The 17,354-nt window shown below is 49.1% G+C and carries 15 protein-coding genes and 1 pseudogene; 3 read left to right on the plus strand and 13 right to left on the minus strand.

Translation table 11 applies throughout. The features are described 5' to 3' along the window. Window positions 1-10 precede the first annotated feature (10 nt). Entirely contained in the window at window positions 11-1,321 is a 1,311-nt protein-coding gene (locus R70331_RS19250) for an alpha/beta hydrolase family protein (RefSeq protein WP_042178054.1), read from the plus strand. A 7-nt stretch (window positions 1,322-1,328) separates the two neighbouring features. Here the strand turns inward: R70331_RS19250 and R70331_RS19255 are convergent, their stop codons facing one another. Continuing rightward, a complete protein-coding gene (locus R70331_RS19255; RefSeq protein ID WP_042178057.1) occupies window positions 1,329-1,943 on the minus strand; it encodes a hypothetical protein in 615 nt (204 codons plus the stop codon). A gap of 173 nt (window positions 1,944-2,116) precedes the next feature. Here R70331_RS19255 and R70331_RS32330 point away from each other — a divergent pair, with 173 nt between their 5' ends. Together R70331_RS32330 and R70331_RS32335 are read left to right on the plus strand one after the other, a co-directional pair. Then, window positions 2,117-2,470, plus strand: a complete 354-nt coding sequence (locus R70331_RS32330; protein ID WP_042178060.1) for an IS5 family transposase — start codon at window positions 2,117-2,119, stop codon at window positions 2,468-2,470. Further along, window positions 2,467-2,676, plus strand: coding sequence for a transposase (locus R70331_RS32335; RefSeq protein WP_269322198.1), 210 nt, complete (start codon window positions 2,467-2,469; stop codon window positions 2,674-2,676). The genes R70331_RS32330 and R70331_RS32335 overlap by 4 nt, the downstream gene beginning before the upstream one ends. 247 nt (window positions 2,677-2,923) lie before the next feature. On the opposite strand, the gene R70331_RS30605 is transcribed toward R70331_RS32335, so the two are convergent. The 12 genes and pseudogenes from R70331_RS30605 to purT form a co-directional block, all read right to left on the minus strand. Next, window positions 2,924-3,826 (minus strand): DUF3885 domain-containing protein, encoded by a 903-nt coding sequence (locus R70331_RS30605; protein ID WP_052419124.1) that lies wholly within the window; start codon window positions 3,824-3,826, stop codon window positions 2,924-2,926. A gap of 79 nt (window positions 3,827-3,905) precedes the next feature. Continuing rightward, on the minus strand, window positions 3,906-4,208 hold the full coding sequence (locus tag R70331_RS32540; protein WP_425280445.1) for a YiaA/YiaB family inner membrane protein: 303 nt from the start codon (window positions 4,206-4,208) through the stop codon (window positions 3,906-3,908). Next, window positions 4,200-4,382, minus strand: a pseudogene (locus R70331_RS32545) (YiaA/YiaB family inner membrane protein); the annotation flags it as partial. The pseudogene R70331_RS32545 and the gene R70331_RS32540, both read right to left, overlap by 9 nt. A gap of 222 nt (window positions 4,383-4,604) precedes the next feature. Then, on the minus strand, window positions 4,605-5,582 hold the full coding sequence (locus R70331_RS19275) for a phosphotransferase (RefSeq protein WP_231576319.1): 978 nt from the start codon (window positions 5,580-5,582) through the stop codon (window positions 4,605-4,607). 1,219 nt (window positions 5,583-6,801) lie between these two features. After that, window positions 6,802-7,809, minus strand: a complete 1,008-nt coding sequence (gene mglC, locus R70331_RS19285; protein WP_042178067.1) for a galactose/methyl galactoside ABC transporter permease MglC — start codon at window positions 7,807-7,809, stop codon at window positions 6,802-6,804. A gap of 110 nt (window positions 7,810-7,919) precedes the next feature. Next, entirely contained in the window at window positions 7,920-9,431 is a 1,512-nt protein-coding gene (locus tag R70331_RS19290; protein WP_042178071.1) for a sugar ABC transporter ATP-binding protein, read from the minus strand. A 149-nt stretch (window positions 9,432-9,580) separates the two neighbouring features. Further along, on the minus strand, window positions 9,581-10,663 hold the full coding sequence (locus R70331_RS19295) for a galactose ABC transporter substrate-binding protein (protein WP_042178073.1): 1,083 nt from the start codon (window positions 10,661-10,663) through the stop codon (window positions 9,581-9,583). A gap of 139 nt (window positions 10,664-10,802) precedes the next feature. Continuing rightward, window positions 10,803-11,828, minus strand: coding sequence for a substrate-binding domain-containing protein (locus tag R70331_RS19300; RefSeq protein ID WP_042178075.1), 1,026 nt, complete (start codon window positions 11,826-11,828; stop codon window positions 10,803-10,805). Next, the gene (locus R70331_RS19305) at window positions 11,825-13,654 is read right to left on the minus strand and encodes a sensor histidine kinase (RefSeq protein WP_081947671.1); all 1,830 of its coding nucleotides are present in this window, start codon (window positions 13,652-13,654) and stop codon (window positions 11,825-11,827) included. The genes R70331_RS19300 and R70331_RS19305 overlap by 4 nt, the downstream gene beginning before the upstream one ends. 3 nt (window positions 13,655-13,657) lie before the next feature. Beyond that, on the minus strand, window positions 13,658-15,307 hold the full coding sequence (locus tag R70331_RS19310) for a response regulator (RefSeq protein WP_042178078.1): 1,650 nt from the start codon (window positions 15,305-15,307) through the stop codon (window positions 13,658-13,660). A 278-nt stretch (window positions 15,308-15,585) separates the two neighbouring features. Next, window positions 15,586-16,050 (minus strand): GNAT family N-acetyltransferase, encoded by a 465-nt coding sequence (locus R70331_RS19315; protein ID WP_156131163.1) that lies wholly within the window; start codon window positions 16,048-16,050, stop codon window positions 15,586-15,588. Continuing rightward, window positions 16,040-17,230 carry a formate-dependent phosphoribosylglycinamide formyltransferase gene (purT, locus tag R70331_RS19320; RefSeq protein WP_042178083.1) on the minus strand — a complete coding sequence of 397 codons (1,191 nt, stop codon included), beginning with the start codon at window positions 17,228-17,230 and terminating at the stop codon, window positions 16,040-16,042. Before purT ends, R70331_RS19315 begins: the two co-directional genes overlap by 11 nt. Window positions 17,231-17,354: the final 124 nt, after the last annotated feature.

Below are 17,354 nucleotides of genomic sequence, written 5' to 3' on the forward strand. Positions count from 1 at the left end.
CAAACAGAAGATGGAAATAGTATTATTCACAGTTGCGCTTATTGTTGAGATTGCTTTGGCTGTATATTGTCTGGTAACGAAGCAGAAGCACAGGAAATTAACGGGCCGGGTCAGAATGGCTGAATTTATCGTATTGGCAACGCTAATTCTGCTCCCGGTAATTGAATGGAGTTTTTACTGGATACCTATTGCAGGCCTGCTGTTCCTTTTGGCGGTGACAGGCATAATATCGCTTATACGGCGTCCTAAAGCAGATGCCCGTGTATTCAAAAGCTCAGCCATCGCGGCAAAAGCAATTCTAATGCTCATTATGCTGACATTGGCTTTTACGCCTGTTCTGCTTTTTCCGCAGTATCGCTTGCCGGAGGTAACCGGTGAATATCCTGTCGCAACCGTTGTATACACCTACACTGACAAGAACCGGATAGAGCAATTTACGGATACAGGCGGGCACAGACATGTAAATGTGGAATTCTGGTATCCGGAGCAGGCCGAAGGTACTTATCCGCTGCTGGTATTTTCCCACGGGGCGTACGGGGTCAGGTCGAGCAACACCTCAACCTTTACGGAGCTTGCCAGTCACGGTTATGTTGTCGCTTCCATCGACCACCCCTATCATTCTTTTTATACAGAATCCGTGGATGGAGAGCTGACGCTGATCAGCCCGGATTATTTCCGGGAATTCAACAACACCAATAAAGAAGGGGTTTACACAGCTGCGGAGATGTACAGTATCATCCAAAAAAATATGAAACTGCGCACGGACGACATGAGTTTGGTAATCGATACAGTGGTGGAGATGGCTGCACAGGACAACGCCCCTGCTGTATACCAGCTTATTGATCCGGCCAAAATCGGGGTATTCGGCCACTCGATGGGCGGCGCAGCCAGTGTCTGGCTCGGACGTGAGCGTGATGATATCAGTGCCCTGGTCAATCTGGACGGCCCGCTGTTCAGCGAGCTCCGCTTAAACCGGAAGGCAGACCATTTTATCGCGGCTAATGAAGCCTACACCATCCCGCTGCTTAATATTTACTCCGACGATGTCTGGAAGCAGCTTGACTATGTCACTGTATATGCCGGCAACAAAACGGCTGATCATACTTTCTCCGAAAGTTACTCCGTGCATTTTCAGGGAGCCAATCACATGAGCCTGACCGATCTTCCGCTGTTCTCCCCGATTCTGGCAAATATGATGCCGGTCGGAAAAGCGGTCATTGATAAATACTACTGCATTGAAACCATGAATCAGCTGGTGCTGCAGTTTTTTGATTATACACTGAAGGGGATTGGCGGGTTTACGCTGAAGGCGGAGTATTAGTTATTGGCTAATCCATTCTTGTAATATGAAAATGTTCAGCGACAACATAAAAGGAATGTTCTACATTAACGAACAGCAGGATTTGTTCCGTTCCTGTATCGGAGTGGATAATCGGATAGGACTGGAGCGTAACCTGCATGGACTCCTTTTCCAGCACCTTGCGGTAAATATCTGCAATTTCCTGAGGCCCAAAGGTAAGTGAAATAAGGCCTTCAGTGAAACCTGGCTGAAATGACAGGAAATCATGAATTCTATTAACAGCATTATATTTTTTTAAAAAATTAGAAAGTTCTTTAAAAAGTTGACCATAAATTTTTTCGTTTTCCGCCATCTTTTCTGGACCTAAAATCCAAAAGTAGGGCTTGTTGTATTTAAATAAAACCGGATGATCTCTCAAAATCCGCAAATAAAGAAATGAACTGCTGATTCCAAGGTTGTTTTCACGTACATCCTCGCAAATAATGCTCCAGGAGGCATGCTTTCCTACAGTTCTTCCGTAAACCTCCTTGTACATGGTTAGGGTGAGGTGCAAGTCGTTGTCTACCCGTACGGCTTGATCAATAGAGAAATACCCCTCACCTTCTGTTAATTCATCTAGTGCATCAATAATTTGTTGAATCAAATAAATAGCCTCCTTGTTATGAAATAGAACTGACATTGCTCAAATCCGTTATCAAGCATACCTCATCCCGTCATTAAATGAATGGAATGAATTTGTTCAAATACAATAAATTAGGAAGCGTCTGAAAGTTAAATAACATGGTAAGATTTGAGAAAACGAATGGGGCGTCAAGCATGATTCAAAGACGGTACGAAATAAGCGATGAACAGTGGGAACAAATTAAGGGCATGTTTCCACCCTACAAAACAGGGCGTCCGTCAAAATTAAGTGAACGAACCATGTTTAACGCTTTTCTATGGATTGCTCGAAGCGGTACTGCCTGGCGCGATCTACCAGAGGAACGCTATGGTTCATGGAAAACAGTCTACAGTCGCTTCTGCAAGTGGCGAGATACCGGACTGCTTGTCGCGATCTTCCAAACTCTTCAGGTCGAACCTGACTTTGAAAACTTGAACATTGATTCGACATCGGTTAAAGCCCATCAACATAGTGCCGGTGCTAAAAAAACGCCCCAGGACACGAAGTGAATCAGCACATCGGCGTCAGTCGTGGCGTTAAGACAACCAAACTTCACACCGTCGTCGATGGATTAGGAAACCCCCTCGCCTTTCTTCTAACGGGTGGTCAAGTCTACGATTCCGTTCCAGCGATCGATTTACTTCAGAAGCTTGATATTACAGGAAGTCATATTCTTGGCGACAAAGCTTATGGCTCCGAAAGGATTCGGAATTAGATTACAGCTAAGCAGGCATCCTACACCATCCCGCCTAAAACGAATAGTCAAAACCCATGGAAAGTCGATTGGTTTCGCTACAAAGAACGCCATTTAGTGGAGTGCTTTTTTAATAATCAAACACTTTCGCCGTGTGGCTACTCGTTACGATAAGTTGGCCAAGTCATTCGTTAACAAGTAAATTTTTCTATTGTTAAGCAGGAAAGGAGTAGCTTAAATTAACAGCTCGGCAGATTTAGATGTCCTTTCAGACTTTCTCATAGCTCCAACCGATATAGCCCCCATATTTTTTACCGTACATGCTCATAAGATGGCTCTGATAATCAATTTGCGCCAATGCTTCCGTCTTGACAGCTGTAAAAGTAACGGTTCTATCTGTTTTGGAAATCAGGCGAATTTCGAACGTTGTGAAAGCAAGTTCCTTCGCAAATGTAGCAGCGTTCACGGAGGGAATCTCAAAATGATGTATTATCTTACAGGTATTCGTACGTCTAAGATTAATACCAGAGTGAGTAATTTTTTTACTATTGAACTCCCGTCGAGCTTTTTGTTCTTCCTCCGTTTCGATGATTCCCGCAAGACCCTCACCGAAAAAATTATCAATTGTGTACCGGTTATAATCCAGAATCCAATTCCGGTGTTTATGATAAAGAGGCAATAGAACGTCTCTGCCGGAACTGTAAACATCACAGCCACGATCGTCATACATATGAAACAAAATTCCTTTTGTTTTGTTATATAGGTAGATTTGGCCGCCGGCTTCCGGTTTACGCCTGAAATCTATATTTCCAATGCATTCCAGTACGTATGGTATCCGGATTTCTTTGGCTTTGATTTGGGCCTTCCTTTCAAAAGTGTAGAGATCTGTGTCCGATTCATCGAACGCATAAGGCAGAATAGATGAACTTATTTGCTTCAACCGGGTCTTGAAAAAGCGCTTTAGACGTACAGTACTGACACGCTTATCATTTCTGCTAAAACTGGTATGATGTAAAAAAACTACATGGTCCTCGGGATCGAAAATTGACCGGCAAATTAAATTCGCGCGATGCAGACCTTCCCTGCGGTAGGTCTCATCCATCAAGCTTTCCAAACCCAGTTCAAAACGTATGTAAAGAGCATGGGCCGTCAATTCTTTTACAATATTCACTGTTTTGTTCCCTTCCCTTATGTATAATACAAATTCAAAGGCCCATCCCAGGATGGACCTTCTTGTTGAAATGCTATTATTACCCCTGATAATCCCTTTTGGATTCCAGCTCGGCCAGAATATCCTTATCTTCCGCATTGTCTCGGGTAACCTTCTGCACGCCGATCGCACTATACGAAATCAGCAGGATAACAGCGACGTAGTACCCTTTTACATTTAACTGAAATGGAGCGTTGTACAGGCCAATAAAGAACATACCGTAGCCGATAACCAGCCCGGCTATTGCCATTCCTGTAAAAGCTGCCGTATTTCTCATCCGGTGCTTCGGATTCTCCAGGCGGATTTCTCTATCCTCCGTATTGTCCCGGACGACCTTCTGCATAACGATACAGCTGATCGTAATGAGCACCATACACAGAATATAATACCCCTTTACATTCAGCTCCCAGTTGTCGTTGTAGACACCCAGGCAGAATAAGAACAGGCCTGCTGCCAAGGCAAAATAAGAGGCCAAAGTGAAAGCAGTCGTGTTACGCTTGCGGTACGTTTGATTCATCTGCTGAGTTCTCCCCCCACTGCAATATGGAATGCATCATTCCTCCTCCACTATACCCTGAAAGTTCGGTAAAATTCTACCATAATTTATAGATGATAGAGCAGTAAAAGCAGCAGTCCGAATCCTGTGGAGGGATTAATGAACCATGCTGTGATTGGAACACCGGGACGGATTCCATCGTCTCTTATGGCTCCTTGAACCGGCATGTCTTGATATGGCAGTTTATTCAATATACCGCATGGCAAGCTCTGTATGATATCTGGACAGATTCCTTGAAAAATGCTGATCCGGATATCCGCGGTGCAACAGCTTCAGGCCTGCTGAGATTAAGGCGATATGATGATGGAACCGGTAGAACCGCATTCTGTCGGGATCAAGGGAATCGTTCTGCAAATAGCGGTAATACTCGCCGAATCTGAATTCCAGAAAGCTGTGCTCATGCTCGATATCAAAAAACCGCACGCCCTCAATATCAATCAGGTAAGGCTCCAGCCTCTCATTCACCAGCAGATGGTCGGGGCCAAGTTCATCGTGGATCAGCCCGTATTCTGTCCTTGGACTGATCCTGTCTGCAAGCTCATCCAGTTTATCCAGCAGCTTCTCTTTGTTAGTGTTAATGAGGTCGATATACTGCACTGCGTAAGCTAACTGCAGCTTTGCATTATCCTGCAGCACCAGATGACATTGGCCTGTTTTACGTACGTTGCGATGCTGCTCAGGTGCCCCGAAGGTACTTCTTTTAATGTTATGCATTGCAGTAACCAGAGTCCCTACCTGCTGCAAAACATGGTCCTTAACCTCCGGATCAGGATGGCTGAAATAGGCTTCTGCTTTGGGACCGTCAATATACTCAACCAGCGCGTAATCAAACGTATAATCCGTTCTGGAATTATTCAAGTCGTAAAGCGCCGGCGTGCGGATGGAATGTTCCTTCAAAAACCTGTTGCTGGATGCAAACAGGCCGCTGCCGTAAGAGCCTGCACCCAGCGTATTTTGTTCGATTTCCTGCTGAAAAAAATTCATGGACAGGTCCCAGACATAAAGTACACTGCTGAATCCATTCGTGCAGTCTATTTTATAAACTACCTTTTGGGCACCGCCATGCATTCTGGACACACCTGAAACGGTGTATGAGCTTCCAAGCACCTCACTCACATAGTTCTGCAACGCATCAGGGTTAAGGTGACCGCTAACATTCATTGAACAACACTCCAATCATCTGTATTGCCGGCTACCCCAATGTATAATATTCCCGCGCAAAAATATAGACTGTTTCTTTCCGTTCTGCTATGATGTTGAATAAGGTCTTTGTAAAAATGCCCATAATCAGCAGCCCCTCGATTTGATCGAGCGGCTGCTTTTTTGTTGCTGCTCAGCTGCAGGAAAATGATTCAGCTAAACAGTCGCTCCCCTTGTCCTACGCCTATTTTCTTTGCTGACCTTTTGCATGCTCTTCGCGTGTCCTCCGTATGCCATTCGTATATCCTTCGCATTTCCTCTGCATGCCCATCGCCTGCCCTTCGCGTGTCCTTCGCGTGTCCTTCGCATGCCTTTTGCAAGCCCTTCGCATATCCTCCACGTCCCCTCCCGGCTAACGGACTCAGATAACCTTATCCGCCGCAAAATCCCGGGTATCACATTCTAACGGACTCCAGCGCCGTTATTTGTCCAATTCAGCTACACAATAGCCTGTCCGGGGCGAAATAAGGTCAGCTCGGTCCGTTAGCTCCCCCAAATGCGCCGTTTCGCAAAAATAACGGCTGTGGAGTCCGTTAGCCGCCGAAGGAGCGGCCGACGGGTAGCCTCTACAAAGTTTTTTGGGTGTGATGTGCCAGAGTTAGCACTAATGCTGGGAATTGGCGGGCTTGCTTGAGTTTGCACTAGTGGTGAGGTTGGTGCCGCCAGTCGAGGTTACACATTTGCAGTTAGTTTGCTGAGCCGGGGCTTCACTAACATTGCCGTTAGCGTGCTGTGCCGGGGTTACACTAATATTGCCAGTGACATCCTGGGCCGGGCTTTGCACAGGAGCTAGTTGGGCTTTTGGGCTTTTGGGCTTTTGGGCTTTTGGGCTTTTGGGCTTTTGGGCTTTTGGGCTTTTGGGCTTTTTGTTTTTTTGGTTGGTTTTATGTTTCGGAGCGCCAGCAATCGAAACACAAAAAGCGTTTGCTATGCAGTGCTAGCAAACGCTTTTTGCTGCTTTCCCCACCTTGGCGAGGTGATGGGAGTAACGGAGGGAAAGTTTGGAGCTGGAGGAGCGGAGCGTCCGCCTGAAAGCTTTCCGCAGGAAAGCTCACTTCGGAAGCATTAGCTGTTCTCGAATTCTCACCGCCAAGGCGGCATGGAATCAAGGAATTCGAGAACAACAGCGGCCGGAAGCCCAAAGCTTTCCCGGAGTTACGCCCAATCACCGAGCAAAGCATTACTTCTTCGATGAGTATTTCCGCATATCAAACGATACCGCAGCGATAATAATAAGGCCTTTGATGATCAATTGATAGTAAGGGCTGATGCCGATGAAGGTCAGGCCGTAGTTAATGAGAGTGAAAATGATGACCCCGACGAGTACGCCTGGAACAGTACCGATACCGCCTGTGGTGGATACGCCGCCGACTACGCAGGCCGCGATGGCGTCAAGCTCGTACATGTTACCGTAGTTATTGGTTGCGCCGCCTGTTCTTGCAGCTTCGAGCACACCGGCCAGACCGTAAAGGGCGCCAGCAATGGCATAGATGTAGATTAGGTTCTTGGATACATTGATACCGGAAACCTTGGCAGCCTGCATATTGCCGCCGATGGCGTACATGTTTTTGCCAAGCTTGGTTTTGTTGAACAGCACCCAGACTATGGCGGCGACGACTATCGCTATAATGACGATGTACGGTATGGAATACTGGCCGCTGCCGATAAAGCCGGAGCCGATCTTGGTAAAGTCAGGACGCAGACCGCCGATTGGCTGGGACTGGTTCGGGTCCATATCGAAGTACAGGGAATTCAGACCGTATACGATGAGCATGGTGCCCAGAGTAGCAATAAACGGCGGAACATTCAGCTTGGAAACGATGATACCGTTAATTAATCCGCAGAGAAGACCTGCAATGATGGCAATTACGATTGGAAGCAATACATGCACCTGCGGCAGATCCGGGAAGAAGCGGCGGGAATAATCCGGAATTTGCAGCATCGATGCCGAGATAACAGCGGTGAAGCCGACTACACGGCCTGCTGACAAGTCAGTACCTGCTGTAATCAGGATAAAGGCAACCCCAAGAGCAATAATGACGCGGGTTGAGGATTGGATCAGTACATCACGTAACGTATTAATCGACATGAAGCTTGGTTCGTATACGATAATCCCCATGATGAGAATAACAAGTACGATATAGATCGCGTTCTGGGTTATAAAAGATTGTGCTTTTTTTACATCCATGAGTAATGTTCCTCCTTAGTTGTTACGCGAAGTTTAGCTTGTCTATCTTGCGCTGAATCAGCTTAACTGACAGCAAATAGGTCTTCGCTTTTCTTTATGCTGCTCCTATCCTAATGCTGTGCGGCGAGACGCATAACTTCGGTTTCCGTAGCCTGGTCGCCTTCTAATATTCCGGTAAGCCGTCCTTCCGACATGACCATTACACGGTCAGACATGCCCAGCAGCTCCGGCATCTCTGAGGAGATCATGATAATACTCTTCCCCTGCTTCGCCAGATCGGCAATGATGGAGTAAATTTCGAACTTGGCACCAACGTCAATTCCGCGTGTCGGCTCGTCAAGCAGCAGCACCTCCGGCTCAGTCAGCAGCCATCTGGCCAGCAGCACCTTTTGCTGGTTACCGCCTGAGAGGTTCATAATCTGTACCTTGGTAGTCGGTGTCTTCGTGCGGAGCTTCTCAATCATCCGGTCAACCTCAACCTTTTTCTTCTTGCCGTCGAGCAGCAGATAAGGCTTACGGTAGCGGTCCAGATTGGCAATCGCCCCGTTCTCATGGACGGACAGCACCGGGAAAATACCGGTCACGCGGCGTTCTTCCGTCAGCAGGGCCAGTCCATGCTTTTTGGCATCCTGCGGTGAATGGATATTAACCTTTTTACCGTTAATGGAGATGCTGCCGGACTGGATGGCTCTGAGTCCGAACAGGGCTTCAATAACCTCCGTACGCTGTGCGCCCACCAGTCCGCCGATACCGAGAATTTCCCCGCGTCTGAGATTGAATGAGACATCCTTGAACGATCTCGGCTCTGGAGAAGTCAGCCCCTCCACCTTCAGATAGACCTCGCCGGGAACGTTATTGCGTTCCGGGAAGCGGTTGGTCAGGTCGCGTCCGACCATTCTGGAGATAATCAGGTCCGTCGTCAGTTCAGCAGACGGCCAGGTCCCGATCTTTTTACCGTCACGCATTATCGTTACTTCATCAGAGATTTCCAGAATCTCTTCCATCTTGTGAGATATATAGATAATAGCTACGCCTCTTTTTTGCAGGTCCCGGATGATCCGGAACAGATGCTCAACTTCCACGCTTGTCAGAGAAGAGGTCGGCTCATCCATGACAATAACGCGGGAATGAAAAGAAACGGCCTTCGCGATTTCAATGGATTGGATTTTGGATACAGACAGCTTGCCCACCAGCGTTTCGGGATTCAGATCAATGTCCAGATCCTTGAACAGGCTTGCTGTATCCGCATACATTTTTTTGTGGTCAATGAATTGAATCGGCCCGATTCCCCTAGTCGGAAAACGTCCCAGCCAGATGTTCTCCATCACGCTCCGGAACGGTACCGGATGCAGCTCCTGGTGAATCATCGAAATCCCGTGCCCGAGGGCATCGTTAGAATTGGTAATGCTGGCTTTTTCGCCATCCAGAAAGATCTCACCGGCGTCCGGTGAATAAATACCAAAGAGACATTTCATCAGTGTAGATTTACCTGCCCCGTTTTCGCCCATCAGTGCATGTACCGAACCGGGTCTAACCTTGAGGCTTACTCCGTCCAGCGCTTTGACGCCGGGGAATTCTTTTGTAATATTGTTCATTTCCAGCAAAAACTCAGCATTAGCCATGTTGTTACGCCCCCTACGCTTTTTTCTTTTTCCATGAGAGGCACAGCGGTTCTATCCTGCTCCCTACCCTTAAGGAATTCCGGAGAACGGGCGGACCCGCTCCCCGGTTATCATCTTTATCTACAAGTTCTGTTTATGTCTTGAAGCTATTATTGAGCGTCAGCTACGTTGTCTTTAGTAATCTTTTTGTAGGAGATCCATACGTATTGGTTATCCGTGATATCAAAGCCTACATTATCTTTCGTAGGTGTTTCGCCTTTAGCCAGCAGAGCTGCAACTGTAATTGCCGCTTTACCCTGGTTGTTCGCATCATTCAGTACTGTTCCGAGCATTGTTCCGTCCTGCAGAGCCTGAACCGCCGGAGCTGTAGCATCAACGCCTACTACCGGCATATACTTGTCGCCAGTGAAGTAGCCTTGTGCTTTCAGCGCTTCAATTGCGCCCAGTGCCATATCATCGTTGTTAGCCAGAACCGCTTCGATCTTATCGCCGTGGGAGCCAAGGAATGCCGCCATTTTTTCCTGTCCTTTTACGCGGTCCCACATGGCAGTATCTTCAGCCAGCTTCTCAACCTTGATACCGGCATCTTCGATGGCCTGGATGGAGTAAGTGGTGCGCAGCTCAGCATCCTGGTGTCCCGGTTCGCCTTTGAGCATTACGTACTGGAGCACGCCATCGCCGTTTTTGTCAGCTTCAGGGTGAGCATTCCAGTAATCAACGATCAGCTGGCCGGACATCGTGCCGGACTCTTCTGCTTTTGCACCGACATAGTAGACTTTATCCCATTTCTTCATATCTTCAGGCAGCGGTTCGCGGTTCAGGAATACTACCGGAATGTCAGCAGCCTTAGCTTTGTCGATGATTACGCCTGCAGCGGTGCGGTCAACCGGGTTGATCAGCATACCGTCATATTTTTTGGTAACAAACAGGTCAACCTTGTCATTCTGGGTCGGCTGTGAGTTCTGGCTGTCTACGATATCAACCGTTGCAATGCCTTTTGCCGCTGCGTCAATTGCGTTACGGACGCCGGTCATGAAGGTATCATCGAATTTGTAGATGGCAACACCGACTTTTGGAGTTTCACCGCTGCCGGAATTGGCTGTGTCTTTTGCCGCGTTGCCTGCCGGAGCTTTTGTTGCCGCTGTATTGTCAGAGTTGTTATTGCCGCCGCAGCCTGCCAAAGCAGCACCCAGCAATGCACTGGCGAGTAGTACGGAAGTGAGTTTTTTCATAAATTAATGACCTCCTGGTGATATTTCTTTATTAGTGTGACCGTGTGTCTCAGGCACATCCTTATTATGCCTCACGTGAAAACGGTTGCGAATATAAAATACTACTGTCTTTTATGAAAATTCTCATGTTATAAAAATACTATCTTACGAACGGAAACAGCAGCTTCTGGTTCTCCGGGTACAGCATATTGTCCAGATCAATCAGCTTCGTCCCGGTATCCACGCGTTCCGGCACTTCCATCCCCTGCACCGCTTCCACGGCATATTTCACTGCCAGATAGCCGTTGCTGAACGGATTCTGAATGACGGTAGCCTGAACCGTACCGTTTTGGAGAAGCTCCAGCATGGACGGCGAGCTGTCAAAAGCAACCATTTTGATAATATTGTCAAGTCCCTGGCTCTGGATAACCTTGCCTGCTCCCTGGGAGGCCGTTTCATTCAGTGTAGCAATGCCGCGCAGTCCAGGATGCTTCTCCAGCATTTGCCGGGTCAGAGCCTCGGCTTCGGTTGTATTCGAGGAGGTATACGAGATCTGCACCACATCAATGTTAGGATAACGCGCGGCATAGTTCAGAAACCCCTTCTCCCGCTCATCCGCATCTCGCGCACCGTAATCAATGGAGCCTGACACATGCTGCTCATTTAATGAGGCACTGGTAAAGTTAAGAATGCCGATCTCACCCGTGCCGTTCAGCAGCGTTATCAGACGTTCTGCCGATTTCTGTCCGGCCTCATAGCCGTTGGAGCCGACATACGCCCGTACCTTTGCAGAGCCGACTTCGGCATCAACTGAAATAACCGGGATTTTGGAATAGGCAGCCTGGTCAACTACCTGGGCTAATCCCATATAGCTGCTCGCCGCCAGTATGATTGCATCCGCGTGCTGGGTGATCGAATCCTCCACCATGGCCACCTGCTCATCAATCATGCTTTCGGAATCCGGCGCCTTGAAGGTCAGATTGACATTGAACTCCTTGGCGGCTGCTTCCGCCCCCAGCTTGACCGTATTCCAGTAATCGCCCTTATTCATTTTGACAATCATATGGATATTGCGCGTATTTTTCGTGTTGATATATACGGGTGACGAATTGAAAAAGCAGGAGGTCACCGATAGCCAGACCAGCGCGCACATCAGTACTGTCAGCAATATACGTGTAATCTTCATAACGATTCCTCCCCTCCTTTCTCAACCGGGCTGCTGCTGACCGCCGGAAAGACAATAGTCACGATTGTCCCTTCCTCCAGCTCACTTTCGAAGGTAAGCCCGAATTCGCGGCCGTAATAAAGGCTGATCCGTTCATTTACATTCCGTACCCCGACGCCTGAGCCGCCGCCGCTTTTTCCGCTTTTAACACCGCCGCTGAGGATCGTATTCAATATCTCTTTAGACATGCCGATCCCGTTATCGCTGACCTTGATCACAATCAGATCCTGCTGCAGCTCGGCGGTAATCAGTACCAGGCCTTCGTCCGGTGACATTTCAATGCCGTGATACAGGGCGTTCTCCACAATCGGCTGCAGAATCAGCTTAATGGTCTGCAGCTGGAGCACCTCGTCCTGCGCCTTGATCTCGAAGCGGAATTTATTTTTGAAGCGGAAGCTCTGAATCACCAGATAATGGCGGATATGATCCAGCTCCTCCTGCACCGTTATGATGTTATTTCCTTTGCTGAGGCTGATCCGGAAAAACTTCGAGAGAGACTGGATCATCGTGATGACCTCATCATTTTTGCCGCGCTCGGCCAGCCGGACGACAGAATTAAGCGTATTGTACAGAAAATGCGGATTAATCTGCGATTGCAGCACCTCAAGCTCGCCCTTGCGCTTCGTCTCCTGCTCATAGATAATCTGGTCCATCAGCTGGCGGATCCGCTGCAGCATCAGATTAAAGCGCCTCGACAGCTGCTCTACCTCATACGCGCCGCTTACATTAATCGGGGTGTTCAGATCCCCTTCACCAACCAGCTTAACTGTCCGTTCCAGCTTACGGATCGGACCTGCAATCAGCCAGGAGAGGAGGACGGATACGGCGATAACACAGAGAATGACGACAGCAAGGAACCAGATCAGGAACTGGTTGAGATCCCGCTTGGTGGTTACAATCTCATCGTAATAAGCGACACCGACAATCTTCCAGCCGGTCTCCTCGACGGTCCTCACCGTAATAAACCTTTTCTCCCCGGTAGATTCATCCAGGTAGCTCCGGTAGGCATACTCAAGAACCGGCTCCACATTCTCATACTTCAGGCCGGCATAGATCAGCTGCTGCTGAGGGTGATAGACGATATTGCCCAGCGGGTCGAGAATATAAGCGTATCCCCGCTTGCCGAGCTTCACCTGGCGGCTGAGCTGGTCTATCGTCCGGAAGTTAAAATCAATCAGCAGGATACCGGACTTCAGCTCCCCGTCCTGCTTATACTGAATCATTTTGCTGATGGATACGACCCATGTATATTTTCCTTTGAACAAATTCTGGATATGCGGCGCGGAATAGGAGATATCCGGCGATTTCTGGGCACTGGTGAACCAGCTCTGGCTCTGAAGCTGTGTGTTCAGGCGCATCTGCTGGCCCGGAGTTCCGACGACATATTGCCCTTGAGGGGTAAAAACAGCCACCGATACCAGATCCTCACGGCTGCTCATCAGCGTATCCATCCGTTCATAGAGCAGCGGCGAGTCAATGGATGCAATGGTGGTAATCTGCTTCTCTGCCGTATCAAAAATATTGCTCATCCCCTTCACGTACAGCTCCAGGTTGTAATTAACCTGCTCAATAATCTGCTGCATGTTCAGGTTGGCGTTCTCCTCCGCCGTCTTGGCGAATTTGTTGTACAGCATAAAACCGACAATAACCGCAACAAGCACGGCCACTGTCGTGAAGGATAACGTTATGATCAGCTGGATACTGCGCAGCTTGGCCGAGAGGCGCATCCGGCCGCGCTGGCCGGGCTGTGGACGCAGCGGGAAGAAATCCGCCTTGCTTTTGTTCATCTTTTATCCTCCCCGGGAGCTGTTCTTATACTCTTTGGGCGACTGCCCGTATTTTTTGCGGAAGCAGAAGCTGAAATAATTCGGATCGGAGAAGCCGATTTTTTCGGCGATTTCAAACGCCTTCAGCTCTGTGGAGCGGAGCAGCTCCTTGGCCGCCTCCAGGCGGATCTGCAGCAGATAGCTGACAAAGGTCATTTTCATTTCTTTTTTAAAAATACTGCTGAAATAGCCGGTGCTGATGTGCAGATGCTGACAGACACGGCCGATAGAAATATCAGATTCCTCATAGTGGCTGCGGATGTATTCTTTGGCCTGATCCATCAGCTGCTTGTAGCTGGACTGGCGCTCGGAGGCGATGGAGTCCATCAGCCGGGTGCAGATACGGATGATCCACAGCTTCGCCTCACCCATATTATTAAATTTATGCAATTCAGAGAGCGTGGACAGGCCTGAGCCGATAAAATCAGCGGCTTCACTGCCCGACTCCTTGGCAACCCGCAGGATGGACGTAATAATCTCCAGTAAAAAAATCTGATAATCCTGGGTTGAGACCTGAGCGGTATCCAGGCCGCCGAAGAGCTCGTCCACAACCTGCCTCAGCTCATGAACCGTACCCAGCTTAATCGTGCGGATCAGCGACTGCTGGGTCAGCTCATCAAAGGCAGGCAGCTGATGGGCTCTGGACTCGACATCCTCAATCCAGATAACTCTGTTGTTGCCGAGAATAAGCCGGTAGTCCAAAGCCTGCATCGCATCGGAAAAGGAGTTAAACAGCATCGCCGCCGACTGGCAGACTGTACCTGCACCGGCTGTCACCGTCAGCTTGAGAAACCGCTGCACATTCTGGCGGATCTCTTCAAGAATCGCAAAGGTATTGCCGGTAATCTCTGTCTCGTCTGCCGCCCCGCTGACAGAGAGCAGCACTACATCATCCCGGTGAATAAACACCTTGCCGAATGCATGCTTCTGGCATATTTCCCCGGCAATATTCAGAATTGCGAACAGCTGCAGATTATGGTCCCCGGTGTCCCGCAGGGAGATATGCCGGCCGGCAGCCGACCCTTCCGTTTCTCCGGAATGAATATAGTCAATGCTGATAACCGAGGCCTGAAACTGTTTTCCGTCCAGATCAATACTATATTCAGAGCTTTTATCACTGATCTCCTGCAGGGGCAGCCGGCGGGATACCAGCGAGGAGAGGAACTGCTCCCGCAGCACCGGAAGGCTTTTGCGGTAGTGCTCACTGAGGACATATACATTTTCCTTCTCGGCAATTTCTGCTTCAATGACCGCTCTTACCTTGAGCAGCACATCGATCAGCTCCTGTGATGAGAACGGTTTCAAAATATACTCATCAATCTGTAGTTTGATTGCCTTCTGCGCGTATTCAAACTCATCGAAGCCGGTAAGAATAATAATCTTTGTATTGGGATGGCGGCTGCGGATCCACTCGGCCAGCTGCAGGCCGTTCATGAACGGCATCTGAATGTCCGTGACGACTACGTCCGGCATATGGCGGTCCACCGCTTCGGCCGCTTCCCGGCCGTTCTCTGCCTGTTCAACCACTTCAAAGCCGTATTTCTCCCAGTCAATCTGCGCAATGATCCCTTCTCTTACATCTTCCTCGTCTTCGGCGAGAATCAATTTATACATGCTTCATCCCTCTTTGGATTACAGATTTAGACTTAACCTATTATCGTTATATTAGCATGCCAAAACGGGTGTACAGCAGCGAAACGGAACACCGGCTGTTTCGCTTCCCTCCATTTTGTTTAAAAGAATAAGTCTGCTACTATAGCAGCATTTCACTATAATATTAGTTTGCCCGTTTGGCAAGGGTCAACTCAAATAATCCTCCGCCTATGGAATAGGGGAGGAACAAAAAAAACCATCCCGCAGCTCCGGGATGGGGATGATTGCACGTATAAGATTTACACCAGGGCTTTGCTGAAGCGGTAGCCCGCGCTTTTCTCGAACCCGATGTGACGGTAGAACGCATGAGCCGGTGCGCGTTCCACACGGTTGCCGCTTCTGAGGAACAGCTGGCAGCAGCCCTTCTGGCGGGCCCACTCTTCTGCTGCGCTGACCAGTCTTTTGCCGAGCCCCTGTCCTCTAAGATCCTCTGATACGATCAGTGCAGTAATTTCCGTAATGCAGTCTGCCTGCTTATAATAGGATTTTACTTGATGAAGATCAATCATTCCCACAACTTCATTGTCCAGTTCAGCAACCATTGTGCAGTGGAACGGATCATGCTCCATGCCTTCCATTCTCTCTTTCATCACGCTAAGCGTTGTCGGATAGCCGAATTCACGCAAAAGAGCAGTGACTCTCTCCAAATCACATTCACTCCATTTGCGAATTTGCAGTACCTGCTCCTGAGTACTACTGTTCATCCTCATATACCTCCACTTTTAGCATAGACGCCGCCTGTTTGGCTGCCGTCCGCGCGATATTCACATCTTCCGCTGCACTTAAGGTTACTGCCATCCGCCGTCCGTGACGGATTTCAGGTTTACCGAATACCCTTACCTGTGTGCGAGGCAGTGCCAGCGCTTCACCGATACCGGAGATTGTAAAGGCTTGTCCTTCAGCCTCCGCCTTCAGGGTAGCTGATGCCCCCGGTGTGATAAGCGTTACCGAGTCCAGCGGAAATCCAAGAATGGCTCTGACATGCAGAGCAAATTCCGATAAATCCTGTGTAATCATGGTGACCATTCCCGTATCATGAGGCCGCGGCGATACTTCGCTGAACAGCACTCCCTGATCCGTCAAAAACAGCTCCACTCCAAAAATCCCGAGTCCGCCTAGTTGATCTGTTACTGCAAGGGCGATTGCCTGCGCTTCAGCCAGCTGTTCCCCGCTCATCTGATGCGGCTGCCAGGATTCGACATAATCGCCGTCCTTCTGGATATGGCCGATCGGCGGACAGAATACGGTGCCGCTTGCCGTCCGCACCGTCAGCAGTGTAATCTCGCTTTCGAATGTGACGAACCCTTCGACAATAACGCGGGTTCCTTTGGCACGCGCGCCTTCAAGCGCCGTATTCCAGGAGGCTTCCGCATCCTCCGGCTGTCTGCAGATGCTCTGCCCTTTGCCCGATGAGCTCATAATCGGCTTAATAACACAAGGTGTGCCCAGCTCATCAAGCGCAGCGCGCAGCTCTTCCAGACTGTCGGCAAAGCGGTAAGGCGCAGTAGGTAATCCAAGCTCTTCGGCGGCAAGCCGGCGGATGCCCTCACGGTCCATGGTCAGACGGGCTGCACGGGCGGTTGGAACGACATTGTAGCCTTCCTCCTCCAGCTCCAGCAGCGCGTGAGTGGCAATCGCTTCAATCTCCGGCACAATCAGATCCGGCTGCTCCTTACGGATCAGCGCTTTGAGTGCGTCTGCGTCAAGCATATCAATAACATAGGAACGGTGAGCAACGCCCATCGCAGGGGCGTCCGGATAACGGTCTACAGCTACGGTCTCTACGCCAAGGCGCTGAGCTTCGATAATGACTTCTTTACCCAATTCTCCGCTGCCCAGGAGCAGCAGCTTACGGCTTTGGGCGGAAAAAGGAGCTCCCCACATTGTCGATTTCAACCTCTTTCGCAAATTTGACTGCTGATTTTCAAGGTTTCTGTAAACGGACAGCAGTTTCATTGTAAATTTCCAGGCTTCTTTATTTTCTTCCATCAGCCGTTAATTTGCAAGT

Source organism: Paenibacillus sp. FSL R7-0331 (genome assembly GCF_000758645.1).
GTDB lineage: Bacteria > Bacillota > Bacilli > Paenibacillales > Paenibacillaceae > Paenibacillus_AQ > Paenibacillus_AQ camerounensis.